Source organism: Streptomyces sp. CB01249 (genome assembly GCF_001905735.1).
GTDB lineage: Bacteria > Actinomycetota > Actinomycetes > Streptomycetales > Streptomycetaceae > Streptomyces.
Genome location: NZ_LISW01000002.1, coordinates 619,910 through 645,941 on the forward strand (window position 1 = coordinate 619,910; position 26,032 = coordinate 645,941).

At 72.0% G+C, this 26,032-nt stretch carries 24 protein-coding genes; 15 read left to right on the forward strand and 9 right to left on the reverse strand.

Annotation, left to right across the window (positions count from 1 at the left end; all coding sequences use genetic code 11):
* Nucleotides 1-127: 127 nt before the first annotated feature.
* Entirely contained in the window at nucleotides 128-1,309 is a 1,182-nt protein-coding gene (sucC, locus tag AMK18_RS11315) for an ADP-forming succinate--CoA ligase subunit beta (RefSeq protein ID WP_073862690.1), read from the forward strand.
* Between the two features lie 21 nt (nucleotides 1,310-1,330).
* Nucleotides 1,331-2,215: a succinate--CoA ligase subunit alpha gene (sucD, locus tag AMK18_RS11320; RefSeq protein ID WP_073862691.1), complete on the forward strand. Its 885-nt coding sequence runs from the start codon at nucleotides 1,331-1,333 to the stop codon at nucleotides 2,213-2,215.
* 104 nt (nucleotides 2,216-2,319) lie between these two features.
* Here sucD and AMK18_RS11325 read toward each other — a convergent pair whose 3' ends face one another.
* A complete protein-coding gene (locus AMK18_RS11325) occupies nucleotides 2,320-3,567 on the reverse strand; it encodes a helix-turn-helix domain-containing protein (protein WP_198956978.1) in 1,248 nt (415 codons plus the stop codon).
* A gap of 125 nt (nucleotides 3,568-3,692) precedes the next feature.
* On the opposite strand from AMK18_RS11325, the gene AMK18_RS11330 reads away from it, so the two are divergent.
* Nucleotides 3,693-5,249, forward strand: a complete 1,557-nt coding sequence (locus AMK18_RS11330; RefSeq protein ID WP_198957011.1) for a cell division protein PerM — start codon at nucleotides 3,693-3,695, stop codon at nucleotides 5,247-5,249.
* Here the strand turns inward: AMK18_RS11330 and AMK18_RS11335 are convergent.
* Entirely contained in the window at nucleotides 5,239-6,051 is an 813-nt protein-coding gene (locus tag AMK18_RS11335) for a hypothetical protein (protein WP_018101122.1), read from the reverse strand. The two genes, AMK18_RS11330 and AMK18_RS11335, sit on opposite strands and share 11 nt — an antisense overlap.
* 296 nt (nucleotides 6,052-6,347) lie before the next feature.
* Here AMK18_RS11335 and purN point away from each other — a divergent pair, with 296 nt between their 5' ends.
* Together purN and purH are read left to right on the forward strand one after the other, a co-directional pair.
* Nucleotides 6,348-7,004: a phosphoribosylglycinamide formyltransferase gene (gene purN / locus AMK18_RS11340; RefSeq protein ID WP_018101121.1), complete on the forward strand. Its 657-nt coding sequence runs from the start codon at nucleotides 6,348-6,350 to the stop codon at nucleotides 7,002-7,004.
* Nucleotides 6,991-8,544: a bifunctional phosphoribosylaminoimidazolecarboxamide formyltransferase/IMP cyclohydrolase gene (purH, locus tag AMK18_RS11345; protein ID WP_073862694.1), complete on the forward strand. Its 1,554-nt coding sequence runs from the start codon at nucleotides 6,991-6,993 to the stop codon at nucleotides 8,542-8,544. The genes purN and purH overlap by 14 nt, the downstream gene beginning before the upstream one ends.
* 84 nt (nucleotides 8,545-8,628) lie before the next feature.
* On the opposite strand, the gene AMK18_RS11350 is transcribed toward purH, so the two are convergent.
* Nucleotides 8,629-9,213, reverse strand: coding sequence for an RDD family protein (locus AMK18_RS11350; RefSeq protein ID WP_073862695.1), 585 nt, complete (start codon nucleotides 9,211-9,213; stop codon nucleotides 8,629-8,631).
* A 226-nt stretch (nucleotides 9,214-9,439) separates the two neighbouring features.
* On the opposite strand from AMK18_RS11350, the gene AMK18_RS11355 reads away from it, so the two are divergent.
* The 3 genes from AMK18_RS11355 to AMK18_RS11365 all read left to right on the forward strand — a co-directional run bounded on the left by AMK18_RS11355 (nucleotide 9,440) and on the right by AMK18_RS11365 (nucleotide 12,135).
* A complete protein-coding gene (locus AMK18_RS11355) occupies nucleotides 9,440-10,309 on the forward strand; it encodes a bifunctional methylenetetrahydrofolate dehydrogenase/methenyltetrahydrofolate cyclohydrolase (protein ID WP_073862696.1) in 870 nt (289 codons plus the stop codon).
* Entirely contained in the window at nucleotides 10,290-10,787 is a 498-nt protein-coding gene (locus AMK18_RS11360) for a DUF3017 domain-containing protein (RefSeq protein ID WP_202533738.1), read from the forward strand. The genes AMK18_RS11355 and AMK18_RS11360 overlap by 20 nt, the downstream gene beginning before the upstream one ends.
* A 358-nt stretch (nucleotides 10,788-11,145) precedes the next feature.
* Complete coding sequence (locus tag AMK18_RS11365; protein ID WP_073862697.1) at nucleotides 11,146-12,135, forward strand: malate dehydrogenase; 990 nt, start codon at nucleotides 11,146-11,148, stop codon at nucleotides 12,133-12,135.
* Nucleotides 12,136-12,205: 70 nt separating this feature from the next.
* On the opposite strand, the gene AMK18_RS11370 is transcribed toward AMK18_RS11365, so the two are convergent.
* Together AMK18_RS11370 and AMK18_RS11375 are read right to left on the reverse strand one after the other, a co-directional pair.
* Nucleotides 12,206-12,928 (reverse strand): isocitrate lyase/PEP mutase family protein, encoded by a 723-nt coding sequence (locus AMK18_RS11370; protein WP_073862698.1) that lies wholly within the window; start codon nucleotides 12,926-12,928, stop codon nucleotides 12,206-12,208.
* 8 nt (nucleotides 12,929-12,936) lie between these two features.
* Nucleotides 12,937-13,446 (reverse strand): carboxymuconolactone decarboxylase family protein, encoded by a 510-nt coding sequence (locus AMK18_RS11375; protein WP_018101114.1) that lies wholly within the window; start codon nucleotides 13,444-13,446, stop codon nucleotides 12,937-12,939.
* A gap of 47 nt (nucleotides 13,447-13,493) precedes the next feature.
* On the opposite strand from AMK18_RS11375, the gene pdxR reads away from it, so the two are divergent.
* Complete coding sequence (gene pdxR, locus AMK18_RS11380; RefSeq protein ID WP_073862699.1) at nucleotides 13,494-14,900, forward strand: MocR-like pyridoxine biosynthesis transcription factor PdxR; 1,407 nt, start codon at nucleotides 13,494-13,496, stop codon at nucleotides 14,898-14,900.
* A gap of 40 nt (nucleotides 14,901-14,940) precedes the next feature.
* On the opposite strand, the gene rocD is transcribed toward pdxR, so the two are convergent.
* Complete coding sequence (gene rocD / locus AMK18_RS11385) at nucleotides 14,941-16,146, reverse strand: ornithine--oxo-acid transaminase (protein WP_018101112.1); 1,206 nt, start codon at nucleotides 16,144-16,146, stop codon at nucleotides 14,941-14,943.
* A gap of 179 nt (nucleotides 16,147-16,325) precedes the next feature.
* Between rocD and trpS the strand changes: the two genes are divergently transcribed.
* Both trpS and AMK18_RS11395 read left to right on the forward strand, forming a co-directional pair.
* Complete coding sequence (gene trpS, locus AMK18_RS11390) at nucleotides 16,326-17,339, forward strand: tryptophan--tRNA ligase (protein WP_026171268.1); 1,014 nt, start codon at nucleotides 16,326-16,328, stop codon at nucleotides 17,337-17,339.
* 106 nt (nucleotides 17,340-17,445) lie between these two features.
* Nucleotides 17,446-18,039: a 2'-5' RNA ligase family protein gene (locus tag AMK18_RS11395; RefSeq protein WP_018101110.1), complete on the forward strand. Its 594-nt coding sequence runs from the start codon at nucleotides 17,446-17,448 to the stop codon at nucleotides 18,037-18,039.
* A gap of 5 nt (nucleotides 18,040-18,044) precedes the next feature.
* Here the strand turns inward: AMK18_RS11395 and AMK18_RS11400 are convergent, their stop codons facing one another.
* On the reverse strand, nucleotides 18,045-18,833 hold the full coding sequence (locus tag AMK18_RS11400) for a decaprenylphospho-beta-D-erythro-pentofuranosid-2-ulose 2-reductase (RefSeq protein WP_018101109.1): 789 nt from the start codon (nucleotides 18,831-18,833) through the stop codon (nucleotides 18,045-18,047).
* Nucleotides 18,834-18,868: 35 nt separating this feature from the next.
* Nucleotides 18,869-20,209 (reverse strand): FAD-binding oxidoreductase, encoded by a 1,341-nt coding sequence (locus AMK18_RS11405; protein WP_073862700.1) that lies wholly within the window; start codon nucleotides 20,207-20,209, stop codon nucleotides 18,869-18,871.
* 140 nt (nucleotides 20,210-20,349) lie between these two features.
* Between AMK18_RS11405 and AMK18_RS11410 the strand changes: the two genes are divergently transcribed.
* Nucleotides 20,350-21,318 (forward strand): YihY/virulence factor BrkB family protein, encoded by a 969-nt coding sequence (locus AMK18_RS11410; protein WP_018101107.1) that lies wholly within the window; start codon nucleotides 20,350-20,352, stop codon nucleotides 21,316-21,318.
* Here the strand turns inward: AMK18_RS11410 and AMK18_RS11415 are convergent.
* Entirely contained in the window at nucleotides 21,266-22,531 is a 1,266-nt protein-coding gene (locus tag AMK18_RS11415; RefSeq protein WP_026171267.1) for a D-alanyl-D-alanine carboxypeptidase family protein, read from the reverse strand. The genes AMK18_RS11410 and AMK18_RS11415 overlap by 53 nt on opposite strands.
* 121 nt (nucleotides 22,532-22,652) lie before the next feature.
* Between AMK18_RS11415 and AMK18_RS34870 the strand changes: the two genes are divergently transcribed.
* The 3 genes from AMK18_RS34870 to AMK18_RS11430 all read left to right on the forward strand — a co-directional run bounded on the left by AMK18_RS34870 (nucleotide 22,653) and on the right by AMK18_RS11430 (nucleotide 26,018).
* Nucleotides 22,653-22,898, forward strand: a complete 246-nt coding sequence (locus tag AMK18_RS34870; RefSeq protein ID WP_018101105.1) for an SCO4848 family membrane protein — start codon at nucleotides 22,653-22,655, stop codon at nucleotides 22,896-22,898.
* Between the two features lie 65 nt (nucleotides 22,899-22,963).
* Nucleotides 22,964-24,244 (forward strand): metallophosphoesterase, encoded by a 1,281-nt coding sequence (locus AMK18_RS11425; protein WP_073862701.1) that lies wholly within the window; start codon nucleotides 22,964-22,966, stop codon nucleotides 24,242-24,244.
* 220 nt (nucleotides 24,245-24,464) lie between these two features.
* Nucleotides 24,465-26,018 carry an ABC transporter substrate-binding protein gene (locus AMK18_RS11430; RefSeq protein WP_026171266.1) on the forward strand — a complete coding sequence of 518 codons (1,554 nt, stop codon included), beginning with the start codon at nucleotides 24,465-24,467 and terminating at the stop codon, nucleotides 26,016-26,018.
* Nucleotides 26,019-26,032 lie beyond the last annotated feature (14 nt).

Here is a 26,032-nt window from a genome sequence, read left to right on the forward strand (position 1 = left end):
CGAGATGGACATGCCGCGTATCCGGTCACCGTGTGCGCCTTCCTAGTGACACCGCAGTCACGTTGCCCCTCGCGGCACGCCCACGCAGAAAACCAACCGCGAGACCATTGATAAGGGACGGACGCGCGTGGACCTGTTCGAGTACCAGGCGAGGGACCTCTTCGCCAAGCACGGTGTACCGGTGCTGGCCGGTGAAGTCATCGACACGCCTGAGGCAGCCCGCGAGGCGACCGAGCGGCTGGGCGGCAAGTCCGTCGTCAAGGCGCAGGTGAAGGTCGGCGGCCGCGGCAAGGCCGGCGGCGTCAAGCTGGCGGCGAACGCCGACGAGGCGGTCGCCCGCGCGACCGACATCCTCGGCATGGACATCAAGGGCCACACGGTCCACAAGGTGATGATCGCCGAGCTGTCGCCGGAGATCGAGGCGGAGTACTACGTCTCGTACCTGCTCGACCGCACCAACCGCACCTTCCTGGCCATGGCCTCGGTGCAGGGTGGCATGGACATCGAGGAGGTCGCGGAGAAGACCCCCGAGGCCCTCGCGAAGGTCCCGGTCAACGCCGTCGACGGTGTCGACATCGCCAAGGCCCGCGAGATCGTGGCCCAGGCGAAGTTCCCGGCCGACGTGGCCGAGGGCGTCGCCGAGGCCCTGGTCACCCTGTGGGAGACCTTCGTCGCCGAGGACGCGCTCCTCGTCGAGGTCAACCCGCTGGTGAAGACCAAGGACGGCCGCATCCTGGCCCTGGACGGCAAGGTCTCGCTGGACGAGAACGCCGACTTCCGCCAGCCGGAGCACGAGGCTCTCGAGGACAAGGCCGCGGCCAACCCGCTCGAGGCCGCCGCCAAGGCCAAGAACCTCAACTACGTCAAGCTCGACGGCGAGGTCGGCATCATCGGCAACGGCGCCGGTCTGGTCATGTCGACCCTGGACGTCGTCGCGTACGCCGGTGAGAACCACGGCAACGTGAAGCCCGCCAACTTCCTCGACATCGGTGGCGGCGCCTCCGCCGAGGTCATGGCGAACGGCCTGGAGATCATCCTCGGCGACCCGGACGTCAAGTCCGTCTTCGTCAACGTCTTCGGTGGCATCACCGCCTGCGACGAGGTCGCCAACGGCATCGTCCAGGCCCTGGAGCTGCTCAAGTCGAAGGGCGAGGCCGTCACCAAGCCCCTCGTCGTGCGTCTCGACGGCAACAACGCGGAGCTGGGTCGCAAGATCCTCTCCGACGCCAACCACCCGCTGGTCCAGCGCGTGGACACCATGGACGGCGCGGCCGACAAGGCCGCCGAGCTCGCCGCGGCTGCGAAGTAAGGAAGAGGGACTCAGACCACCATGGCTATCTTCCTCACCAAGGACAGCAAGGTCATCGTCCAGGGGATGACCGGCGCCACGGGCATGAAGCACACCAAGCTCATGCTCGCCGACGGCACCAACATCGTCGGCGGCGTGAACCCGCGCAAGGCCGGCACGACCGTCGACTTCGAGGGCACCGAGGTCCCCGTCTTCGGCTCCGTCGCCGAGGCGATGGAGAAGACCGGCGCGAACGTGTCCGTCCTCTTCGTGCCGCCAGCCTTCTCGAAGGCCGCCGTCATCGAGGCGATCGACGCCGAGATCCCGCTCGCCGTCGTGATCACCGAGGGCATCGCCGTCCATGACTCGGCCGCCTTCTGGGCGTACGCCGGCTCGAAGGGCAACAAGACCCGGATCATCGGTCCGAACTGCCCCGGCCTGATCACCCCCGGCCAGTCCAACGCCGGCATCATCCCGGGCGACATCACCAAGCCCGGCCGCATCGGTCTCGTGTCCAAGTCCGGCACGCTGACCTACCAGATGATGTACGAGCTCCGCGACATCGGCTTCTCGTCCGCCGTCGGCATCGGTGGCGACCCGGTCATCGGCACGACGCACATCGACGCCCTCGCGGCGTTCGAGGCGGACCCCGAGACCGACCTCATCGTCATGATCGGCGAGATCGGCGGCGACGCCGAGGAGCGTGCGGCGGACTTCATCGCGAAGAACGTCACCAAGCCGGTCGTCGGTTACGTCGCGGGCTTCACCGCCCCCGAGGGCAAGACCATGGGCCACGCGGGCGCCATCGTCTCCGGCTCCTCCGGCACCGCCCAGGCGAAGAAGGAGGCCCTCGAGGCCGCCGGCGTGAAGGTCGGCAAGACGCCGACCGAGACCGCCAAGCTGGCGCGCGAGATCCTCGGCGCCTGACCCCGCCGCCGCGCTCGCGCGGCCGGGTGTCACCGTACGCACGACGCGGGCCCGTCCCCCTCACCCGGGGGACGGGCCCGCGTCGTCGTGTGCGCCGGACCGGTTCAGCCGGTCTTGGGCACCAGCCGGGCCGGGCCGTGGAAGACCTCGTCGCCGAGCTTCTTCCGCAGCTTGACGTCCTGCGGGGTCAGCTTCTGCGGGCCCCCGACCGGCGGCACCCCGCCGACCTTCTGGGCGGGCGCCGGGGGCGTCTCGTACTTCCGGGGAGCCGTCGCCAGGGTGATCAGCGTGAGCCCCACGATCAGCACGGTGAACGCGATGGCCGTCCGGGCCCACAGCTGCGCCTTGCGTTCGCTGCCGGTACGGATCAGCTCCGGGACCGGCAGCGCGGCGACGGGGCGGCTGCGGGCGAGGGTGCCCAGGTGCTCGTGGATCAGCGCGGACTGCCCGGCCGGTGCGTCCGGCTCCGCGATCTCGGGCAACCGCTCGGCTACCGCCGCCCGCGCCGTCACCAGCCGCCCGGCCGCCGCCCGGGTGCTCGCCTCGGTCTCCGCCGCGGTCTCCGGCAGCCCGAGCCCCACCCCGTCGTGCAGCACCAGCGTGCGGCGGTACGAGGGGGGCAGGGCCAGGAGCGCGTCCAGCAGCGCCCGCGAGGCCGGGGCCTCGGGCGGCGGGTCGAGGCGGCGGTGCTCCCGGTTGAGGCGGCGCCACGGGGACATCGCGTACTCGTACGCGGCGGCCCGCACCCAGCCGACCGGGTCCCGGTCCACCGCGACCTCCGGCCACCGCTCCCAGGCCAGTTCGAACGCCTTGGTCACGGCCGCGCGGGACAGGGCGCGCTGCCCGGTCAGCAGATAGGTCTGCTGGAAGAGGGCCGAGGCGGCGTACTGGTACAACGCGTCGAACGCGGCAGCGGGCGCGTCGGGCGCGTGGCCGGGGTCCGGATCGCCAGGAGGCTCCTCGGGCGCCTCAGGCATCTCAGTCACCTCGGGCGCAACAGCCGCCTCGGGCTCAACGGCTCCGTCCGGCTCAGCGGCTTCCGGCTCGACGGCCTCGTCCGGTTCGGTGGCGGCCATGGCTACGCTCCCGGGGGCTTCGACAGGAACCGGCGGAGGGGGCGCCGGGGGCGCGGGGGAGTCCGCGACCGCCCCGATCAGCCGGGCGTACGCCTCGCGCTTGCGGCCGCGCGGGCTGCTGCGGCCCGTCTCCCAGGCCCGCACCGTCGCCCGGGTGACGCCGACGGCCGACGCGACCTGGTCCTCCGTCAGCGACAGCGCCTCCCGCAGCCTGCGCCGCTCCTTCGGCGAGGGCAGCGGAGGGGCGGCGGCCTTCTCGGACGTGCTCTGCGTCATGAGGGCCGCCCACACGGCCTGCACCGGGTGAAAAAGTACATAAACGTATATTGATCGACACCCCGGCTGTTCGCCCGTTACACGAAATAAGCGCGTGTCGTTGGCAGCATGACCGCGTGACCCAAGTGACCGAACGCAGCCCCTTGTTGTCGCAGGACGAGCGGGTACGGCCCGTCGTACTGGTCTCCGCGGTGCTGCGCGGGGCCGTCGCGGCCGGGCTCGGCCTGGGCTCCCTCGTCGTCCTCGTCGCCGCGCTCTGGATCAGCTCACCGGCCCCGGACAGCGGTCCGGGCGAGGCGTTCCACGCGGCGGCCGGGCTCTGGCTCCTCGCGCACGGTGCCGAACTGGTCAGGACCGAGACGCTGACCGGGGCCCCGGCACCGATGGGGGTCGTCCCGCTGCTGCTCTCCGTGCTGCCGGTGTGGCTCGTGCACCGGGCGGCCAGGGACGTGCTGGAGCCGGAGGAGGGGCGCGGCGCCCCGTCGCCCGGGGGCGCGTTCGCCCTGGTGACGGGCGGATATCTACTGGTCGGCGGGGCGGTCGCCCTCTACGCGCGCGGCGCGTCGCTGTCCGCGCGGCCGCTCTCCCTGCTCTTTCCCGGCGCCCTCGTGGTGGCGGGCGCGGCGGCGGCCGGGGTGTGGACGGCCTGCGGGCGACCGCTCGGCCCGCCGCCCTCCTGGGCGCCGGTGCGGCTGCACGAGGCGATGGCGCGCAGCCGGTTCCTGCGGCGGGCCGACGCGGTGGGCCGGTCGGCGCTGGCCGGGACCGCGGTGCTGCTGGGCGGCGGCGCGCTGGTCGTCGCGTCGGCCCTGGTGTGGCACGGCGCTCCGGTCCAGGAATCGTTCCTCCGGCTCTCCGGCGACTGGGGCGGCCGCGTCGCCGTGCTCCTGCTGGCGCTGGGGCTCGTGCCGAATGCGGCGGTGTGGGGCGCGGCGTACGGGCTCGGCCCCGGGTTCGCCCTCGGCACGGCGTCCACGGTCACCCCGCTGGCCTTCACCGGGCCCCCGGCCGTCCCCGACTTCCCGCTGCTGGCCGCGATGCCCGCGCCCGGCCCGGGCGCCCCGCTGAACTGGGCGGCCGCGGCGGTCCCGGTGGCGGCGGCGCTGACCGTGGCCTGGTTCACCGTACGGAGAGCGGTGCCGGACCAGGGCGCAGGGGAAGAGGCGTGGGGCCTGGGGGAGACCGCGCTCACCACCGCACTGGGGGCGGCGGGCTGCGGGCTCGGCGCCGCGCTGCTGGCGGCGGCCGCCGGGGGGCCGCTCGGCACCCACGCCCTCGCGGACTTCGGACCGGTGTGGTGGCTCACCGGGGCGGCGGCCCTGGCGTGGACGACGCTCATCGGCGTCCCGGCGGCCCTGCTGCTACGGGCCTGGCGGCTGCGCGGACGCAAGAAGGAGGACGCCGAACCGGCGGAGCCGGTGAGCACGGCCAAGGCCCCCGAGACCCCCAGAGCCCCCGCGCCCGCCGTCCCCCAGCCGCCCGTATCAGCGAAGGACGGGAAGGGCGCGAAGGACGCCAAGAACGCGAAGGACGAGGACGAAGGCCAAGGCCAGGGCCAGGACGAAGGCGACGACGAGGACGACCTCGACGCGTACGACTTCCTGCCCACCGACCCCTGGCACGCCCGGGAGACCGAGCGGGAGACCGACGCGCCCCCCGGCCCGCCGGCCGCTAGCGCTTGACGCCGAAGAACGGCTCCAGCGGCTTCGGGAGCAGGTCGTTGCAGGTCAGCTGGCCCGACTTGGTCAGGGCGTCGTTCACACAGGTGTAGTAGTCGCGGTAGACCATCTGCACCGTGAACGTCGTCGCGACGATCGCCAGCGCGACCACGCCCGTCACCAGACCGCTCACCGCGGCCGTGGTCTGCTGCCGGCCCCCGCGCTGCGCGGCGAGCGTGTCCGGCGCGGGAGCGGCCCCGTCCGCCTCGCGGTTCTCCGCGCCGCCGGGCGCGGCGGCGCCGGGCACCGGCGGCTTCGGCTTGGCGCGCAGCGCGCTGACCGCCCAGTACGTGGCGAGCGCGCCGAGCAGCAGGGCGATCTCCGAGAAGTCGAAGATCGCGAAGAAGAAGGCCCACATGCCGGAGAGCAGCGCGTAGCGGGCGCGCCGCTGGATGGGGTCGGTCGGGTCCCAGCGCGGACCGGCCGGGGGCCGCTCCGTACCGCCGGGGCCGGAGGGCCGCCCGCCGAAGGAGCCGTTCTGGCGGCCGGGCTGCTGACTGCTCCACTGGCTGCCCCACACGGGCCGGTCGTCCGACGGCTGCCCGTCGGACCCGTTGTCGTCGTCGCCCCCGCCGGACGGGTGGCGCGGCTGCCAGGGCTGGTCGGGGCGGCCCTCGGGCGGCGGGGCGAAGGGGTTGTCGTCGTTCGGGCTCCCGGAGGAACCGGAGGAGCCGGAGGGAGAGGACGAGGAGGAGCGCTCGCGCATCAGCACGGCGGCCCGCTCGGGCAGCGGCTGGCGGAAGGCGGTGCGGCGTCGGTCCGGCATGTGGTGAACGTCTTCCCCATCTCGTCGTTTCCGCCCGGCGGACGGTTCGCTGCCCCTGACGCTACCTTCCGGCGAGGAGGGGCCGAAAGCGGGGAGCGCGGGGGTCCGTCACCCCCGTCAGGCAGGGGTGCGGCGAGGTGCCGGTATCGTTGCTGACGGTCGGCCCGTTCGTAGAGTTCCCCGTATGGGGGAGTGCGCTCCTTTCGTACGACCGTACAAATCGCAGGCCGCCGCCCCGGTGCCGTGGTGGCGGGCCGGCCGCTTCGAACCGCTCGCACGCGAGAAAGGGCCCAGCCGTGGCCTCCCCGCTTCCCTCCGCCGCCCCGGCCCGTGTGGTCGTCCTGGTCTCCGGTTCCGGTACGAACCTTCAGGCCCTGCTCGACGTGATCGGTGACGATCCCGAGGGCTTCGGCGCCCGGATCGTCGCGGTCGGCGCCGACCGCGACGGCATCGCCGGCCTGGAGCGGGCCGAGCGCGCCGGGCTCCCCACCTTCACGTGCCGCGTCAAGGACCACGCCACCCGCGAGGAGTGGGACGCCGCGCTCGCCGAGGCCACCGCCGCGCACCGGCCGGATCTCGTGGTGTCCGCCGGGTTCATGAAGATCGTGGGCAAGGAGTTCCTGGCCCGGTTCGGCGGCCGGTTCATCAACACCCACCCCGCCCTGCTCCCCAGCTTTCCCGGTGCCCACGGCGTGCGTGACGCGCTCGCGTACGGCGTGAAGGTCACCGGGTGCACCGTCCACTTCGTCGACGACGGCGTCGACACCGGTCCGATCATCGCGCAGGGCGTGGTCGAGGTGACCGAAGAGGACACCCCGGAGGGTGAAGCGGCCCTCCACGAACGCATCAAGGAAGTCGAGCGCAAGCTGCTCGCCGAGGCCGTGGGGCGGCTCGCCCGCGACGGCTATCGCATTGAGGGACGAAAGGTTCATCTCGGTCATGTCGGAGAATAAGCCCATCCGCCGCGCCCTGGTCAGCGTCTACGACAAGACGGGCCTCGAAGACCTCGCCCGCGGTCTGCACGAGGCGGGTGTCGAACTGGTCTCCACCGGGTCCACCGCCGGAAAGATCGCCGCCGCCGGTGTCCCGGTCACCAAGGTCGAGGAGCTGACCGGCTTCCCCGAGTGCCTCGACGGCCGCGTCAAGACGCTGCACCCCCGCGTCCACGCCGGCATCCTCGCCGACCTGCGCCTCGACGCGCACCGCGCGCAGCTGGCCGAGCTGGGCGTCGAGCCGTTCGACCTGGTCGTCGTCAACCTGTACCCGTTCAAGGAGACCGTCGCCTCCGGCGCCACCGCCGACGAGTGCGTCGAGCAGATCGACATCGGCGGCCCCTCGATGGTCCGCGCCGCCGCCAAGAACCACCCCTCCGTGGCCGTCGTCACCAGCCCGGAGCGTTACGCCGACGTGCTCGCCGCGGTCAAGGCGGGCGGCTTCGACCTGACCGCCCGCAAGCGGCTCGCCGCCGAGGCGTTCCAGCACACCGCCGCCTACGACGTGGCCGTCGCCGGCTGGTTCGCCGCCGACTACGCCGCCGCCGACGACTCCGGCTTCCCGGACTTCTTCGGTACGACGTACGAGCGCCAGGACGTCCTGCGCTACGGCGAGAACCCGCACCAGCCCGCCGCGCTCTACACCTCCGGCACCGGCGGCCTGGCCGGCGCCGAGCAGCTGCACGGCAAGGCCATGTCGTACAACAACTACACGGACACCGACGCCGCCCGGCGTGCCGCGTACGACCACGCCGAGCCGTGCGTCGCGATCATCAAGCACGCCAACCCGTGCGGGATCGCCATCGCCGACGACATCGCCGAGGCGCACCGCAACGCGCACGCCTGCGACCCGCTGTCGGCGTACGGCGGTGTCATCGCCGTCAACCGTCCGGTGACCGTCGCCCTGGCCGAGCAGGTCGCGGAGATCTTCACCGAGGTCATCGTCGCCCCGGCGTACGAGGACGGCGCGGTCGAGATCCTGGCGCGCAAGAAGAACATCCGCGTGCTGCGCTGTCCCGAGGCCCCGTCCGCCGAGGTCGAGGTCAAGCCGATCGACGGCGGTGCGCTGCTCCAGGTCACCGACCGCCTCCAGGCCGAGGGCGACGACCCGGCCAACTGGACGCTCGCCACGGGCGACGCGCTCTCCGCCGACGAGCTGAAGGAGCTCGCCTTCGCGTGGAAGGCGTGCCGGGCGGTCAAGTCCAACGCCATCCTGCTCGCCAAGGGCGGCGCCTCGGTCGGCGTCGGCATGGGCCAGGTCAACCGGGTCGACTCCGCGAAGCTGGCCGTCGAGCGCGCGGGCGAGGAGCGGGCCGCCGGTTCCTACGCGGCGTCCGACGCCTTCTTTCCCTTCCCGGACGGGCTGGAGATCCTGACCGCCGCGGGCGTCAAGGCCGTGGTCCAGCCGGGCGGTTCGGTCCGCGACGAGCTGGTGGTCGAGGCCGCGAAGAAGGCCGGCGTCACGATGTACCTCACGGGCACCCGGCACTTCTTCCACTGAGCCGGTTCGTCCCCGTACGACCGAGGGCCGTAACCCCACGCGACGCGCGTGCGGTTACGGCCCTCGGGCCTGTCGGACGGCCGGTCAGCCGACGCGGACGACGACGCTGGAGCAGATCTTGTCCGCGAACGTCTGGTTCTTGTCGTCCCACAGCGGCCACAGCCAGCCGATGTAGCAGGCGAGGCTGTCCAGGAAGTGGGCGATGTAGCGGACGAAGGCCATGCCGAAGCCGAGCGGCCGGCCGTCGGCCTCGCGCAGCAGGCTGATGCCGAGGGCCTTCTTGCCGATGAACTGGCCCGTCGTGCCCTCCTTGTAGAGCTTGAACAGGCCGCCGCCGATGCCCACGATGATGCCGAGGAACACGATCGCGGTGCCCGCGCCACCGCCCACGCTGCCGCCGATGCCCAGGAGGATGCCGTAGGGGATGCCGATGACGATGCCGTCGATCACGATCGCGCCGACGCGGCGCCACCAGCCGGACAGCGGCGGGCGCGCGCCGTAACCGGGCTGCTGGCCGTAGTCGCCGCCGGGCACCGGCGGGGCCGTCGGGTAGCCGTAGCCCTGCTGCGGCACCCCCTGCGGGGCCTGCGGGTAGCCGTAGCCCGGCTGCTGCGGCTGACCGGGCTGCTGCCCGTAGGGGTTGTTCGGGTTCGGGTCGCCGAAGCTCATGGGCGTTCCTCCAACAGACGTACGGGGACGGTGCGGCCGCACGGAGGAAAAGAAAACGTCAGCGGTCCAGCCCCCCGGTTACTGCTGCGGCACAGCGGCCCTCATCGTTATAAGCCGTTAGTACGTTTGTCCAGCCGCGGCGCAAGAAGTTGTCCAAGTGCAACCTTGCGTCCATGCCTGGTACCTGATTGGTCCGAGGGCGGGGTCATCCGGGAGTATGGGGACCATGACTGCCCAGATTCTCGATGGCAAGGCCACCGCAGCCGCGATCAAGTCCGATCTGACCGCCCGCGTGGCGGCCCTCAAGGCCCGGGGCGTCACGCCCGGCCTGGGAACCCTGCTGGTCGGGGACGACCCGGGCAGCAGGTGGTACGTGAACGGCAAGCACAAGGACTGCGCCCAGGTCGGCATCGGGTCCATCCAGCGCGAACTCCCCGACACCGCCACGCAGGAGGAGATCGAGGCCGTCGTCCGCGAGCTCAACGCGGACCCCGTCTGCACGGGTTACATCGTGCAGCTTCCCCTCCCCAAGGGCATCGACACCAATCGCGTCCTGGAACTGATGGATCCGGCCAAGGACGCGGACGGCCTGCACCCGATGAACCTCGGCCGTCTGGTGCTCAACGAGACCGGACCGCTGCCGTGCACCCCGCAGGGCGTCGTCCAGCTCCTGCGCCACCACGGCGTCGAGATCAACGGCGCCCACGTCGTGGTCGTCGGACGCGGTGTCACCATCGGGCGGTCCATCCCGCTGCTGCTCACCCGCAAGTCGGAGAACGCCACGGTGACCCAGTGCCACACCGGCACCCGGGACCTGGGCGCCCACCTGAAGCAGGCCGACATCATCGTCGCCGCCGCGGGCGTGCCGCACATCATCAAGCCCGAGCACGTGAAGCCGGGCGCGGCCGTCCTGGACGTCGGCGTCAGCCGCGACGAGAACGGCAAGATCGTCGGCGACGTCCACCCCGGTGTGGCCGAGGTCGCCGCCTGGATCTCGCCGAACCCGGGCGGTGTCGGCCCGATGACCCGCGCCCAGCTGCTCGTCAACGTGGTCGAGGCCGCCGAGCGCGACGCGGCTGCCGTCTCCGCCGGCTGACCCCGTGGCTGCTGGTACGAGTCCGGACACCGGCTCCACGGAGGCCGGTGCGGCGGCGGCCCCCGACGCCCCCGCCGCGACGCGGCGGGCCCGGCGGTTCTCGCTGACCCGGGACACCGCGCGGCCCGAGGGCGGCGGGCGGGCCGCGGGCGGGGACGCCCCGGCCCCGGCCCGGCAGTGGCCGCTGCTCGCGGTGCTCTGCACGGCCGGCGCCGGACTGCTGATCGTGGCGGCCGATCCGTTCGAGCAGGCCTTCCGCGTCGGCACGATACTGATCGGCATCGCCCTCGTCCTGGGCGCGGTCCTGCGCGTGACCGTCCGGTCGGTGGGCATGCTCGCGGTGCGGTCCCGCTTCACCGATCTGGTGACGTACGGCCTGCTCGGCGTCCTCATCGTGCTGCTCGCGCTGGTCGCGCAGCCGGAGCCGTGGCTCGACATCCCGTTCCTGGAGGACGCGGTCCACTTCACGGTCCGCTGAACCCGCGCTCCGAAGAGCGGAAGAACCGGTGGCCGTCCCCTCCCCCGAGAAGGGACGGACACCGGAGTCCGGGGCAACCTCGGAGCGCGAAGCTCCCGAAGCGGCGGTTGAGCGGCCTTGCCCCGTCCTGCGTCCAGCCTTGTTGACGGCCCTCACCCGTTCAAGGGATGGCTGTTCCCTGTGGCACGGAAGTGACCATTCCGCCACCGTGTGATCGACAGGCAACGGGGGCCGGGCGGCCGTGGGGTTCCGGGTCGGATAGCCTGGCCGACGGATATCTCTTCACATCAAGATTCAGGGAGATGTCCCGCACCAGGGGCCAGGAGCCCGGACCGCCAGCTGTCTAACGGAGATCGCCATGACCCGCACTCCCGTGAATGTCACCGTGACCGGCGCAGCCGGCCAGATCGGCTACGCGCTGCTCTTCCGCATCGCCTCCGGCCACCTGCTCGGCCCGGACGTGCCGGTCAACCTGCGTCTCCTGGAGATCCCCCAGGGGCTGAAGGCCGCCGAGGGCACCGCGATGGAGCTCGACGACTGCGCCTTCCCGCTGCTGCGCAACATCGAGATCACCGACGACGCGAACGTCGGCTTCGCCGGTGCGAACGTCGCCCTGCTCGTCGGCGCCCGCCCCCGCACCAAGGGCATGGAGCGCGGCGACCTGCTCTCCGCCAACGGCGGCATCTTCAAGCCGCAGGGCAAGGCGATCAACGACAACGCCGCGGACGACATCAAGGTCCTCGTCGTCGGCAACCCGGCCAACACCAACGCGCTCATCGCGCAGGCCGCCGCCCCGGACGTCCCGGCCGAGCGCTTCACCGCGATGACCCGCCTGGACCACAACCGCGCGATCTCGCAGCTGGCCGCCAAGACCGGTGCCGCTGTCTCCGACATCAAGAAGCTGACGATCTGGGGCAACCACTCGGCCACCCAGTACCCGGACATCTTCCACGCCGAGGTCGCCGGCAAGAACGCTGCCGAGCTCGTCAACGACGAGGCGTGGCTCGCCGACACCTTCATCCCGACCGTCGCCAAGCGCGGCGCCGCGATCATCGAGGCCCGTGGCGCGTCCTCCGCCGCCTCCGCCGCCAACGCCGCCATCGACCACGTGTACACCTGGGTCAACGGCACCGCCGAGGGCGACTGGACCTCGATGGGCATCCCGTCGGACGGCTCCTACGGCGTGCCCGAGGGCATCATCTCGTCCTTCCCGGTCACCACGAAGGACGGCAAGTACGAGATCGTCCAGGGCCTGGACATCAACGACTTCTCCCGTGCGCGCATCGACGCCTCGGTGAAGGAGCTCACCGAGGAGCGCGACGCGGTCCGCGAGCTCGGCCTCATCTGATCCACCACGCACCACACACCACGCCCCCGGCAGCCGCAGCGCTGCCGGGGGCGTGGTGTTCGCTACGCGGTCAGAGTCCGGCCGCGATCTCCCGCACCGCGGCCATGGCCCGGCGCTGGAGCCCCGGCCCGAAGGTGATCCGGGTCGCCCCCAGCTCACCGAGGCGGCGCGGCCCCGGCCCGTCCGGCCGGGCCAGCGCGTTCAGCGGCAGCCCGGGCAGCGCACAGGCCAGCGGCCCGAACACCTCGGGCGGGGCCAGGATCGGATAGACGCCGTCCGCGCCCGCCGCCGCGTAGAGCTCCGCCCGGCGCAGGGTCTCCGCCGCCGGGTCCACCCCGTCCGCGACGCCCGTGACGTACGTGTCGATCCGGGCGTTCACGAACAACGAATCCCCGGCCGCAGCCCGTACCTCCGCCAGCCGGTCCGCCTGCCGTCCGGCGTCCAGCAGGACCCCGTCCACCGTGTCCTCCAGATTGCAGCCGGCCGCCCCGGCCGCGAGCAGCCGCTCGACCAGCTCGCCGGGCGGCAGCCCGTACCCGGCCTCGACATCGGCGGAGACCGGTACGGAGACGGCCCGGGCGATCCGGGCCACCGCCGCGAACATCTCGTCGGCGGGCGTCGAGCCGTCCTCGTAACCCAGCGACGCGGCGACCCCCGCGCTCGGCGTGGCGAGCGCGGGGAAGCCGGCGTCCGCGAAGGCGCGGGCGCTCCCGGCGTCCCACGGGCCCGGGAGGACCAGCGGGTCGCCGGGGGCGCGGCCGTGGTGCAGGGCCCGCAGGCCCGACGCGGTCACCGGGCCGCTCAGCGGTGGTCGCCGGGCGTGTAGTGGCCCGGCACCATGCGGGTGGTCACGGCGAACCGGTTCCAGGCGTTGATCGTGATGATCGCGCTGATGAGGTGGGCCAGCTCCTCCTCGCCGAAGTGCTTCGCGGCCCGCGCGTAGACCTCGTCCGGCACGAAGCCGTCGGTCAGCACGGTCACCGCCTCGGTCAGCTCGATCGCGGCGATCTCCTTCGGCGTGTAGAAGTGCTGCGACTCCTCCCACGCGCTGAGCTGGACGATCCGCTCCAGCGACTCGCCCGCCGCGAGCGCGTCCTTGGTGTGCATGTCCAGGCAGAACGCGCAGTGGTTGATCTGCGAGGCGCGGATCTTCACCAGCTCGCCGATCACCGGGTCGATGCCCCTGCGGGCGGCGGCGTCCAGGCGGGCCATCGCCTTGTAGACGTCGGGAGCGTGCTGCGCCCAGGCCAGGCGCGGGGTGTGCTCGGGGCAGTGGCCGGAGGTGCTGTTGCTGTTCTCGTTCGTCGTCATGCCCTCAACGCTACGGGGAGAGTGGCGCAGCGGTATGGTCCATTTCCATGACAGATGCCTGGGCCACTTTCGGCGCCGACCTCCATATCGACCCGACCGGCTCGACCGGGCTGCGGGCCGGCCTGATGGACGCCCTGCGCGAGGCCGTCCGCACCGGCCGGCTGACCCCCGGCACCCGCCTGCCGTCCTCCCGCACCCTCGCCGCCGACCTCGGCATCGCCCGCAACACCGTCGCCGACGCCTACGCGGAGCTCGTCGCCGAGGGCTGGCTCACCGCCCGCCAGGGCTCCGGCACCCGGGTGGCCCGCCGCGCCGACCCCCGGCCCCCGGCGGCGCCCGAGGCCCCGCGCGCCAGACCGCCGCGCAGCGCACCCGCGTACAGCCTGAAGTCGGGCACCCCCGACCTGGCCACCTTCCCGCGCGCCGAGTGGCTGAAGGCCGCCCGGCGCGCCCTGTCCGCCGCGCCGAACGACGCCTTCGGCTACGGCGACCCGCGCGGCCGGATCGAGCTGCGCACCGTCCTCGCCGAGTACCTGGCCCGGGCACGCGGGGTGTACGCCGACCCGGACCGGATCATCGTCTGCTCCGGCTTCGTGCACGGCCTGATGCTGCTCGGCAAGGTGCTGCGCCGGCGCCGGGTGCGGGAGGTGGCCGTGGAGTCGTACTGCCTCGGCATCCACACCCGCCTGCTCACCGAGGCCGGGCTGCGCATCCCCTGCCTGCCGGTCGACGAGCTGGGCACCCGGACCGGTGAGCTGCCCACCCTGCGCCACGCGGGCGCGGTCCTGCTGACCCCGGCGCACCAGTTCCCCACGGGCGTCCCGCTCCATCCGGACCGGCGGGCGGCGGCCGTCGACTGGGCCCGGTCCACCGGCGGGCTGATCCTGGAGGACGACTACGACGGCGAGTTCCGGTACGACCGCCAGCCGGTCGGCGCCCTCCAGGGCCTGGACCCGGAACGCGTCGTCTACCTGGGCACCGCCAGCAAGTCCCTGGCACCGGGGCTGCGGCTCGGCTGGATGGTGGTGCCGCGCGCCCTGGCCGCCGAGATCGCCGAGGCGAAGGGGGCGAGCGACTGGGCGCCGGGCGCGCTGGACCAGCTGACGCTGGCGGAGTTCATGGCCTCGGGGGCGTACGACCGGCACGTGCGGTCCATGCGGCTGCGCTACCGCAACCGCCGCGACCAACTCGTCGCCGCCCTGGCCGAGCGCGCCCCGGAGATCCGGGTCAGCGGGATCGCCGCCGGGCTGCACGCCCTCCTCGAACTCCCGGAGGGCAAGGAGGCCGAGGTGATCCGGGCGGCGGCCTGGCAGGGCCTCGCCCTGGAGGGCCTGGCCTTCTACCGCCACCCGGACGCCGACCTGAAGCGCGAGGCGCTGGTCATCGGCTACGGCACCCCGACGGACAGCGCGTGGACGGGGGCGCTGGAGGCGCTGCTGCGGGTGCTCACGTAGACCGTCCCTCAGCCCCGCAGGACCTCAGCCCCGCGACACCTCAGCCCCGCAGGACCTCCCGCAGCTGCTCAAGGCCCCAGTCCAGGTCCTCCTTGCCGATGACCAGCGGCGGCGCGATCCGGATCGTGGAGCCGTGGGTGTCCTTCACCAGGACCCGGCGCTCCATCAGCTTCTCGGAGATCTCCCGGCCCGTGCCCAGCTCCGGCTCGATGTCCACGCCCGCCCACAGCCCGCGTCCCCGGACGGCCTGCACCGAGCCCCCGCCCGCCAGGAGGCCCAGCTCGTGGTGGAGGTGGTCGCCCAGCTCGGCCGCGCGCTGCTGGTACTCGCCGGTGTTCAGCATGGCGATGACCTCCAGCGCCACCGCGCAGGCCAGCGGGTTGCCGCCGAACGTCGAGCCGTGCTCCCCGGGGCGGTACACGCCGAGCACCGCCGCCGACGACACCACGGCCGACACCGGCACCACACCGCCGCCGAGCGCCTTGCCCAGGAGGTACATGTCGGGGACGACGCCCTCGTGCTCGCAGGCGAAGGTCTTCCCGGTCCGGCCCAGACCGGACTGGATCTCGTCCGCGATGAACAGCACGTCCCGCTCCCGGGTCAGCTCCCGCACCCCGGCGAGATAGCCGGGCGGCGGCACCAGCACGCCCGCCTCGCCCTGGATCGGCTCGATCAGCACGGCCACGGTGTTCTCCGTCATGGCGGCGCGCATCGCGGTGAGATCCCCGTACGGCACGATCTCGAAACCGGGGGTGTACGGGCCGAAGTCGGCGCGGGCCTCCGGGTCCGTGGAGAAGCTGATCACCGTGGTCGTGCGGCCGTGGAAGTTGTCGGCGGCCACGATGATCTTCGCCATGCCGTCCGGGACGCCCTTGACCCGGTAGCCCCACTTGCGGGCGGTCTTCACCGCCGTCTCGACGGCCTCCGCCCCGGTGTTCATCGGGAGCACCATCTCCATGCCGCACAGCTCCGCGAGGCGCGTACAGAAGTCGGCGAACCGGTCGTGGTGGAAGGCCCGGGAGGTGAGCGTCACCCGTTCCAGCTGCGCCCGTGCCGCGTCGATCAGGCGGCGGTTGCCGTGGCCGAAATTGAGCGCCGAGTATCCGGCGAGCATGTCGAGGTAGCGGCGGCCCTCGACATCGGTCATCCAGGCCCCGTCCGCCGTGGCGACGACGACGGGCAACGGGTGGTAGTTGTGCGCGCTGTGCGCCTCGGCGGAGGCGATGGCGTTTTCCGTGGTCGACACGGGATCTCCGATCGTCGTGCGGCGTGGGCTGAGGTTGGGCCCACTTTGTATCGTCGGTCGGTTCCTCCGCGGGGAAACCTTCGGTTCACGGCGCGGCTGATTCTTCCGCCGCGCGGGCCCTGCGGGCGATTCCTCCACCGGGCGCCCGGGAAGGGCCGCACACCTGAGACAATGAGCGCATGGCCTCTGAACGTCCCCGCGTGCTCTCCGGAATCCAGCCCACCTCAGGCTCGTTCCACCTCGGCAACTACCTCGGCGCGGTCCGCCAGTGGGTGGCCCTGCAGGAGTCCCACGACGCCTTCTACATGGTGGTCGACCTGCACGCCATCACCGTCGCGCAGGACCCGGCGCAGCTGCGGGAGAACACCCGGTTCGCCGTCGCCCAGCTGCTGGCCGCCGGGCTCGACCCCGAGCGCTGCACGCTGTTCATCCAGAGCCATGTGCCCGAGCACGCCCAGCTGGGCTGGGTCATGAACTGCCTGGCCGGGTTCGGCGAGGCGTCCCGCATGACGCAGTTCAAGGACAAGTCCGCCCGGCACGGCGCCGACCGCACCACGGTCGGCCTGTTCACCTACCCGATGCTGATGGTCGCCGACATCCTGCTCTACCAGGCCGACCAGGTCCCGGTGGGCGAGGACCAGCGCCAGCACCTGGAGCTGACCCGTAATCTCGCCGAGCGGTTCAACAGCACCTACGGCGACACCTTCACGATCCCGGACCCGTACATCCTCAAGGAGACGGCGAAGATCTACGACCTCCAGGACCCGTCCTCGAAGATGAGCAAGTCGACGGCGAACCCGAAGGGTCTGATCAACCTCCTGGACGAGCCGAAGACCACCGCCAAGAAGGTGAAGAGCGCCGTCACCGACACCGACACGGTGATCCGCTTCGACCGCGCCGAGAAGCCCGGCGTCAGCAACCTGCTGACCATCTACTCGACGCTCACCGGCGCCACGGTGCCGGAGCTGGAGCAGAAGTACGAGGGCAAGGGCTACGGCGCGCTGAAGACGGACCTGGCCGAGGTCATGGTCGACTTCGTCACACCGTTCCGGACGAAGACGCAGGAATATCTGGACGACCCGGAGACGCTGGACTCCATCCTGGCCGCCGGCGCCGAGAAGGCGCGGGCCGTGGCGGCGGAGACCCTGGCGCTCACCTACGACCGGATGGGCCTTCTGCCCGCCAAGCACTGAGTCCAAGGACCCTGGCGGCACAGGGCCCGCAGGCGGCACACTTGCGGCGTGATGCTTGCGGCCGTCAGTGGCTGAAAACAGACCACCGAGGATTGAGGAGAACGACGTGGGGACCGTAACGCTCGGCGTTTCGATCGCGGTCCCGGAGCCCTACGGCAGCCTGCTCCAGGAGCGCCGCGCGAGCTTCGGGGACCCTGCCGCACACGGCATTCCCACCCACGTCACCCTCCTGCCGCCGACCGAGGCCCTGGCGGCCGACCTGCCCGCGATCGAGGCGCACCTCGCCTCGATCGCGACCGGCGGCCGCCCCTTCCCGATGCGGCTGTCCGGCACGGGCACCTTCCGCCCGCTCTCGCCGGTCGTCTTCGTCCAGGTGGTCGAGGGCGCCTCGGCCTGCTCCTGGCTCCAGAAGCGGGTACGGGACGCCTCCGGGCCCCTGGTGCGCGAGCTCCAGTTCCCGTACCACCCGCATGTGACCGTCGCCCACGACATCCCCGAAGCGGCGATGGACCGGGCGTACGAGGAGCTCGCCGACTACGAGGCGTCCTGGATCTGCGGCTCCTTCGCGCTGTACGAGCAGGGCCGCCTGGACCGGGTCTGGCGCAAGATCAACGAGTTCCCGTTCGGCGCCGGGGGCGCGGGTCCCGCCGTCCCCGCGCAGAGCGGCAGCACCCTGGACACCCCCTCGCTGCACCCGTAACAGGGTCAGACCGGCAGCCGCCGGAACAGCGGCCGGGGCACGTGCCGCAGCGCGGACATCACCGCGCGCAGCGCCCCCGGCACCCACACCGTCTCCTGGCGCCTCCGCAGCCCGGTCACGATCGCGTCCGCCACCGCACCCGGCGTCGTCACCAGCGGCGTCCGGGTGAACGGGATCGTCGCCAGCGGACCCCCGGCCTCCCGCACCCCCGCCGCGTCCGGCACCACGAGCCCCGGCCGCACCACCATCACGTGCACCCCCGTGCCGTGCAGCGCGTCGCCGAGGCCCTGCGTGAAGACGTCCAGGCCCGCCTTGCTCGACCCGTAGATGAAGTCCGCCCGGCGGGCCCGCTCACCGGCCACCGAGGACAGCACCACCAGCGAACCGTGCCCCTGCGCCTGGAGCGCGCCCGCGCACACCAGCCCGGCGGAGACCGCGCCGGTGTAGTTCGTCTGCGCCACCCGGACCGCCGCGAGCGGTTCCTCCTCGTCGCGCCCCTGGTCGCCCGGGATGCCGAAGGCGAGCAGCACCATGTCGATGTCGCCCTCGGCGAAGACCTTGCCGAGGACCGTCTCGTGGGACTCGGTGTCCAGCGCGTCGAACGCCACGGTCTGGACGTACGCCCCCCGGTGGCGCAGGTCCTCCGCCGCCGCCTCCAGGGCGGGCGAGGGGCGGCCGGCCAGCCAGACCGTGCGGGTGCGGTGGGCGATCAGGCGGCGTGCGGTGGCGAGCCCGATCTCCGACGTGCCGCCGAGGACGAGCAGGGACTGCGGGGCACCGAAGGCATCCTTCACGGGAACGCTCCTTGCAGGGGAAGAGAAGAGGGGATCTACAGCGACAGCCGGCGGGACAGGTCCGAGCGGAACGCCCCGTTCGGGTCCAGTTCGGCCCGCAGCGCCCGGAAGTCGGGCAGCCGCGGGTACATCGCGGCGAGCGCACCGGGGCGCAGCCGGGCGTCCTCGGTCAGGGAGACCCGGCCGCCCGCCGCCGCCACCTCCTCGTCCAGCGAGTCGAGGAAGCGGGCGAGCCCCGGCAGACCGGCCGGCAGGTCGAGGGAGAGGTGCCAGCCGGGCGCCGGGAAGGACAGCCAGCCCGGACCGCCCGCGCCGCACCGCCTGAGCACCGCCCGGAAGGAGGGGCAGCGGCTGCGCGCGATGCGCCCGACGATCCGGCGCAGCGTCTCCTCCTGCCCGTGCCCGACCAGGAACGCGTAGTGGATCCGGCCGCCGGTGGGCGATACGCGGTTGCTGTGCGGCCGGGCGTCCAGGGCGCGGAAGAAGGCGCCGAGCGGCTGGAGTTCGCCGGTGCGGGACCGGGGCGCGGCGCGGTAGCCGAGCTCGTTGAGCGCGGTGGCGGACAGCCGGCCGAACAGGCGGGGCAGCAGCGGCAGCGCGGCGGGGCGGCGCGCCGGGCCGAGGGCGAGCGCGGTGTGCCGGGCGTGTCCCGGGAGCGCCTGCACCGGGACGTGGTCCGCGCGCACCAGGACGCCGCGGCCGGTGGCCCGGCCCCGGGCGGTGAGGTCGATCCGGGCGTACTCGTAGGGGCGGTGGCCGCGGGCCATCCGGCCCAGCAGGTCGTCGAGCCCGGCCGCCCGCTCGGTGTCGACGGACATCAGCGCCGTGGTCACGGGCCGGAACCGGAGCGTGGCCGAGAGGATGACCCCGGTCAGGCCGAGGCCGCCCGCGGTCGCGTCGAAGAGCGGGGTGCCCGGGCGCACCGTACGCACCTCGCCGTCGGCGGTGAGCAGCGTGAACTCCGTGACGTGGCGGGAGAAGGAGCCGGCCGCGCGGTGGTTGTCGCCGTGCGCGTCCGAGCCGATCGCGCCGCCCACCGTGACGTAACGCCCGCCGGGCACCACCGGCGGGAACCAGCCGAGCGGAAGCATCACCTCGCGCAGCCGGTGCAGCGTCGTGCCCGCGTCGCAGACCACCAGGCCGGCCGCCGCGTCGATGGTCCGGACGCGGTCCAGCGCCGTCATGTCGAGGACCGAACCCCCGGCGTTCTGCGCGGCGTCGCCGTGCGTCCGGCCCAGGCCCCGGGCGATCGAGCCGCGCGGCCCGCGGCCCAGCACGGTCGCGGCGACCTCCTCGTAACTACGGGGACGGAAACGCAGCGCGGTCGTCGGGGCGGTGCGGCCCCAGCCGGTCAGGGACACGGTGTCGACAGACATGAGGGTGACCGTATCGCCCGGGATAACACCTTTGAGGGATTTGTTACAACACTCACCGAAATGGGTGATTGAGGGTCCGTCATCTCCTCCACCTCGCACCGGGCTTCGGTTTTCACGCGCCGGAGGGGTAGCAGTGGTTCATGGACTGGCTGAAAAATCTCCCCGTCATCGGGCCACTCGTCTCCCGGCTGATGGAGACGCACGCGTGGCGCAGTTACGAGACGCTGGTGCGGGTCCACTGGGCCCGGCTGGCCGCGGCCATCACGTTCATCAGCTTCCTCGCGCTCTTCCCGCTGATCGCGGTCGGCGCGGCGATCGGCGCCGCGCTGCTCACCGACAAGCAGCTGGACAAGATCGAGGACAAGCTCGCCGAGCAGGTGCCCGGCATCTCCGACCAGCTCGGCATCGACGGTCTGGTCGCCCACGCGGGGACGATCGGTCTGGTGGCCGGTGCGCTGCTGCTCTTCACCGGTATCGGCTGGATCGGCTCGATGCGGGACTGCCTGCGCGCGGTCTGGGACATGGACGACCTGGACGAGGGCAATCCGGTCCTGCGCAAGCTCAAGGACGCCGGGGTGCTGTTCGGTCTGGGCGGCGCGGCGCTGGTGACCTTCGCGATCTCCTCGGTCGGCTCGGTGGCCGTGGGCCGGGTCGCCGACCTGCTCAACATCCCCGAGAACGGGGCGGGCGGGGTGCTGCTGCGGATCGCCGCCCTGCTGGTGGGCGTGGCGGCCGACTTCCTGCTGCTGCTCTATCTGCTGACCCTGCTGCCCGGCGTCGAACCGCCGCGCCGCCGGCTGGTGGTGGCCGCGCTGGTCGGCGCGGTCGGGTTCGAACTGCTCAAGCTGCTGCTCGGCAGCTATATGAAGGGCGTCGCGTCCAAGAGCATGTACGGCGCCTTCGGGGTGCCGATCGCGCTGCTGCTGTGGATCAACTTCTCGGCGAAGCTGCTGCTGTTCTGCGCCGCCTGGACGGCGACGCCGAGCAAGGAGGAGGACGAGGAGACGGAGCGGGCGGCGGACGAGGAGGGGGGCTCCACGCTCGCCGCCCGGCGCGTCACGGGCGAGGACGGCGACGCATCAGGTCCGGCAGCGGCCAGCGCCGGTTGACCAGGAACACCCCGCCGGCCAGCAGCACCAGCACCCCGCCGACGATGCCCAGCGCGATCCCGACCCCGCCGGAGCCGTCGGTGGCGGCCGCCGCACGGGCCGCCTTGTCCGGTCCGTGTCCGCCCTGGGCCTTGTCCGCCTCGGCGCCCTTGCCCGCGCCCTCGGTGTCCGTGCCGTTGCCGGTGACCGCGGACTTCGGCGGGACCAGCTCGCCGACCGGGGTCACCTTGCCGGTCGCGGCGAACCCCCAGTCCAGGAGCCGGGCCGCCTCCTTGTACACCGCGTGCGTCTCGTCGTCGTCCGGGTGCATGACGGTGACGAGGAGGACCTTGCCGCCCTGCTCGGCGACACCGGTGAAGGTGTTGCCGGCGTGCGTGGTGTAGCCGTTCTTGACGCCCGCGATGCCCTTGTACGCGTCCACGCCGTCGGCCCCGGTGAGCAGCCGGTTGGTGTTCTGGATGCCGAAGGTCTCGCGCTTCTTGCCCTTCTTCTTCTCGCCGGGGAACTGGGCCTCGGCGGTCGAGCAGTACTCCCGGAAGTCCGCGTTCTGGAGCCCGTCGCGGGCGAAGAGCGAGAGGTCGTACGCGCTGGAGACCTGCTCGGGCGCGTCGTACCCGTCGGGCGACACCACGTGCGTGTCGATCGCCTGGAGCTCCTCCGCGCGGTCCTGCATGGCCTGGACGGTCTTCGGCACCCCGCCGTACATCGAGGACAGCACGTGCACCGCGTCGTTCCCCGACCGCAGGAAGACCCCGAGCCACAGGTCGTGCACCGTGTAGCTGAGGTCCTCCTTGATGCCGACCAGGCTGCTGCCCTCGCCCATGCCGGCGAGGTCCTCGTCCTTCACCGTGTACTCCCGCGTCTTCGGCAGGAGCGCCGGATCAGCGAGGAGCGTGTCCGCGAAGAGCATCTTCAGCGTGGACGCCGGGGGGAGCCGCCAGTGCGCGTTGTGGGCGGCGAGCACCTCGCCGGTCTCCGCGTCCGAGACCATCCACGACCGGCCCGTCAGCTTCTTGGGCAGCACCGGCGCGCCGGGTCCGAGGTTGACCTGGGTGCCGGACCGCCCCAGCTGCGCGCCACCGATCTGCGACATGGTCGCCGGAGGCTTGGGAGCGTCGTCGTCCCCGTCGGCCGCCGAGGCGGGCGTGACGACAAAAGCGGACAGCAGGGCGGCAGAGGTGACCGCCAACGCGGCCTTCTTGAGAGCTGGCACGGTCGAAAACGTACATGCAGTTGATGTGAATATATGTACTGGCCGCGTGACCCGCCGGGCGGACCGCCGGGACGGACCACCCCGCCCGAGCCGCCCGGAGCGCGGCGGCGATACTGAATCCATGAAGCTCAGCCGCCCTGTCTCCTGGTTCCTGCTCGCCTTCGGGGTGTGGTCGTGGATCATCTGGGTCACCTTCGCCAAGAATTTGTGGAAGGACGGCAGCGGCCTCGCCTTCGACGACGCCGGTGACCCGACCGCGTACTTCTGGGTGCATCTGCTGCTCGCCATCACGTCCTTTCTTCTGGGGACGGCCGTCGGGTGGATCGGGTTCCGGGGCGTCAGGGCCCTGCGCACCGAAAAGGCTTGAAACCACGGGTCCCGGCCGGGGCCTGAATCGGGCGTTACCGGGACGGACGAGGCAGGGGAGCGGGCATGCGGGTCGTGGGAGCCGTGCTGGCGGTGCTGGTGGTGCTCGCCCTGCTCGTGGCCGTGCACCGCTATGTGTGGCGCCGGCTCGTCGGTGACACGACGCGCCAGGGCAGCCCGTGGCGCAGGGCCGGCACGATCGCCGCGTACGCGCTGCCGCTGCTCAGCGTCGGCGCCCTGGTCGCCGGGCCCGCGGGCGCGCCCTTCGCGGTCCAGCGGGTGCTGGCCTGGCCGGGCTACCTCTGGCTCGCCGCGCTGCTCTATCTGACGCTCGCCCTGCTCGTCGGCGAGGCCGTACGCCCCCTGCTGCGCCGGTGGCTCGCGCGCCGGGCGGCGGCCGGTGCGGTGCCCGTAGCGGAACCCGCGCCGGTACGTGAACCCGCGCCCGTCCCCGTACCGGCTTCGGCGCCGGAGGCCGGGCCCGGGCCCGAAGCGGAACCCGCCGCGCCGTCCCTGCCCGCCCCGTCGCGGCGGCTGTTCGTGGCGCGGGCGGTCGGCGGCGCCGCCGCCGTCGCCGGGCTCGGGACCGTGGGCTACGGGACGTACGGCGTGCTGCGCGGGCCGCGGGTGAAGCGGGTCACCGTGCCGCTCGCCCGGCTGCCGCGGTCCGCGCACGGGTTCCGCATCGCCGTCGTCAGCGATATTCACCTGGGCCCGATCCTGGGCCGTTCCCATACGCAACGGATCGTGGACACGGTCAACCGGACCCAGCCCGATCTCATCGCGGTCGTCGGTGATCTGGTCGACGGATCGGTCGCCGATCTCGGCCCGGCCGCCGAACCGCTCGCCGGGCTCCGCGCCCGGCACGGCGCGTTCTTTGTCACCGGCAATCACGAGTACTACTCCGGCGCGGCCCAATGGGTTGATCATGTAAGGGAATTGGGGCTGCACCCGCTGGAGAACGCCCGGGTGGAGACCGGTGGTTTCGATCTGGCCGGGGTCAATGACATCGGCGGCGAGAGCGAAGGGCAGGGCCCGGATTTCGCCCGCGCCCTCGGGGACCGCGACCCGGCCCGGGCGGTCGTGCTCATGGCGCACCAGCCCGTGGTCGTCGACGAGGCCGTCGAGCACGGCGTGGACCTGCAACTGTCCGGGCACACCCACGGCGGCCAGCTGTGGCCGGGCAACTACATTGCGGAGCTGTCCAACCCGACTGTCGCCGGGCTCGAACGCTATGGCGACACGCAGCTCTACGTCACCCGGGGCGCCGGAGCCTGGGGGCCGCCCGTGCGGGTCGGCGCGCCGTCCGACATCACCGTGGTCGAGCTCGCCTCACGGCAGGCGTAATCACCCTCGTACGCACGCGAAATGGCGGAACGGGTGACCGTCCGGGAACCCTCTGTATTCGGCGTAAGCGTCAAAGGTTTCGACTGACAAACAATTGGCTATGAGCCTCTGATCTCCCCTTCCAGATGTGAAAATCGTGTGATTTGCTTGGCGCGAACGTGCGGTGATCTGCGTATCTGAGCGCGACACCGAGGTGGGGCAGTTAAGGGAGAGCACGTCAATGCGGTCGATCCGGCTACGGATTCTCGCGATTTTCGCGGTATTGGTCATCGCAGGCGTGGTCGCCTGGCAACTGCTTCCCTCGGACGAGGGGAACTCCGATCCGGTCGTCGTCGGCACGACCGACGCGGTGACCTCGCTCGACCCGGCGGGCGCCTATGACGCCGGTTCCTGGGCGATGTACAGCAACGTCTACCAGTCCCTGATGACGTTCAAGTCCGGGGGCATCGTCCCCGAGCCGGACGCGGCCGAGAACTGCCAGTTCATCGGCGCCAAGCTGCAGACGTACCAGTGCAAGCTCCGCGACGACCTGACGTTCTCCAACGGCGACAAGGTCACCCCCGAGGACGTCAAGTACTCGTTCGACCGGATGCTGGAGATCAAGACGGACGTCGGTCCGTCGGTCCTCTTCCCCAGCCTGAAGAACGTGGTCACCGAGGGCCGGCTCATCACCTTCAACCTCTCCTCGCGTGACGCGACCTTCCCGCAGAAGATCGCCACGGGCGCCGGCTCCATCGTGGAGAAGGACGCCTACGCGGAGCACAAGCTGCGCAACGACGGCCAGGTGACGGGCTCGGGGCCGTACGTCCTGAAGTCCTACGAAGCCGGTGTGAAGGCCGAACTCGTGCCGAACTCGCGGTACAAGGGCGCGGTCACCAAGACCGGCGGCCCGATCACCGTGCGGTACTACAAGGAGTCCGAAGACCTCCTCTCGGCCTGGAAGTCCGGCCAGGTCGACGTCACGCACCGCCAGCTGCCGCCGTCCACGCTCGCCTCGCTGAACCCGGGCGACAGCGACCAGCGCGTCACCGAGGCGGACAGCGCCGAGATCCGCAACCTCGTCTTCAACGTCCGCAAGGGCGCCCCGCTCGCCGACCGCAAGGTCCGCCAGGCCATCGCGGCGGTCATCGACCGCGGCCCGCTGGTGAGCAAGGTCTACAAGGGCACCGTCGAACCGCTCTACTCGCTGATCCCGCAGGGCACCATCGGGCACAGCACCCCGTTCTTCGACGCCTACCCCTCGCCGGACGCCAAGCGCGCGAAGGCGCTCATGGAGGAGGCCGGCGTCCAGACGCCGCTGGCCGTCACCTTCGCCTACCGCGAGGGCGACCAGTACACCGACGAGACCAAGGAGATCCAGCGTCAGCTGAACGCCACCGGGCTCTTCAAGGTCACCATCAAGGCCGTCGAGTGGACCCGCTTCCAGAAGGGCTACGCGAAGGGCGAGTACGACATGTACACCGTCGGCTGGCTCCCGGACTACCCGGACCCCGACACCTTCAGCCAGCCGCTCGTCGGCCGCGACAGCAGCCTCCACAACGGCTACACCAGCAAGAAGATGGACGAGCTGATCAGCGCCACGCTGCAGTACAGCGACCGCAGCCGGGCCTCGAACGACTTCAAGGAGCTCCAGAAGCTGGTCGGCGAGGACGTGCCGCTGGTGCCGCTGTGGCAGAAGAAGGACTACGTCATCGCCAAGGCGGACGTCGCCGGCTCGCAGTACCTCTCCGACGGCACGGGCGTGTGGCGCCTGTGGGAGCTCGGCTGGATCTGATTCCGGCTCAGATC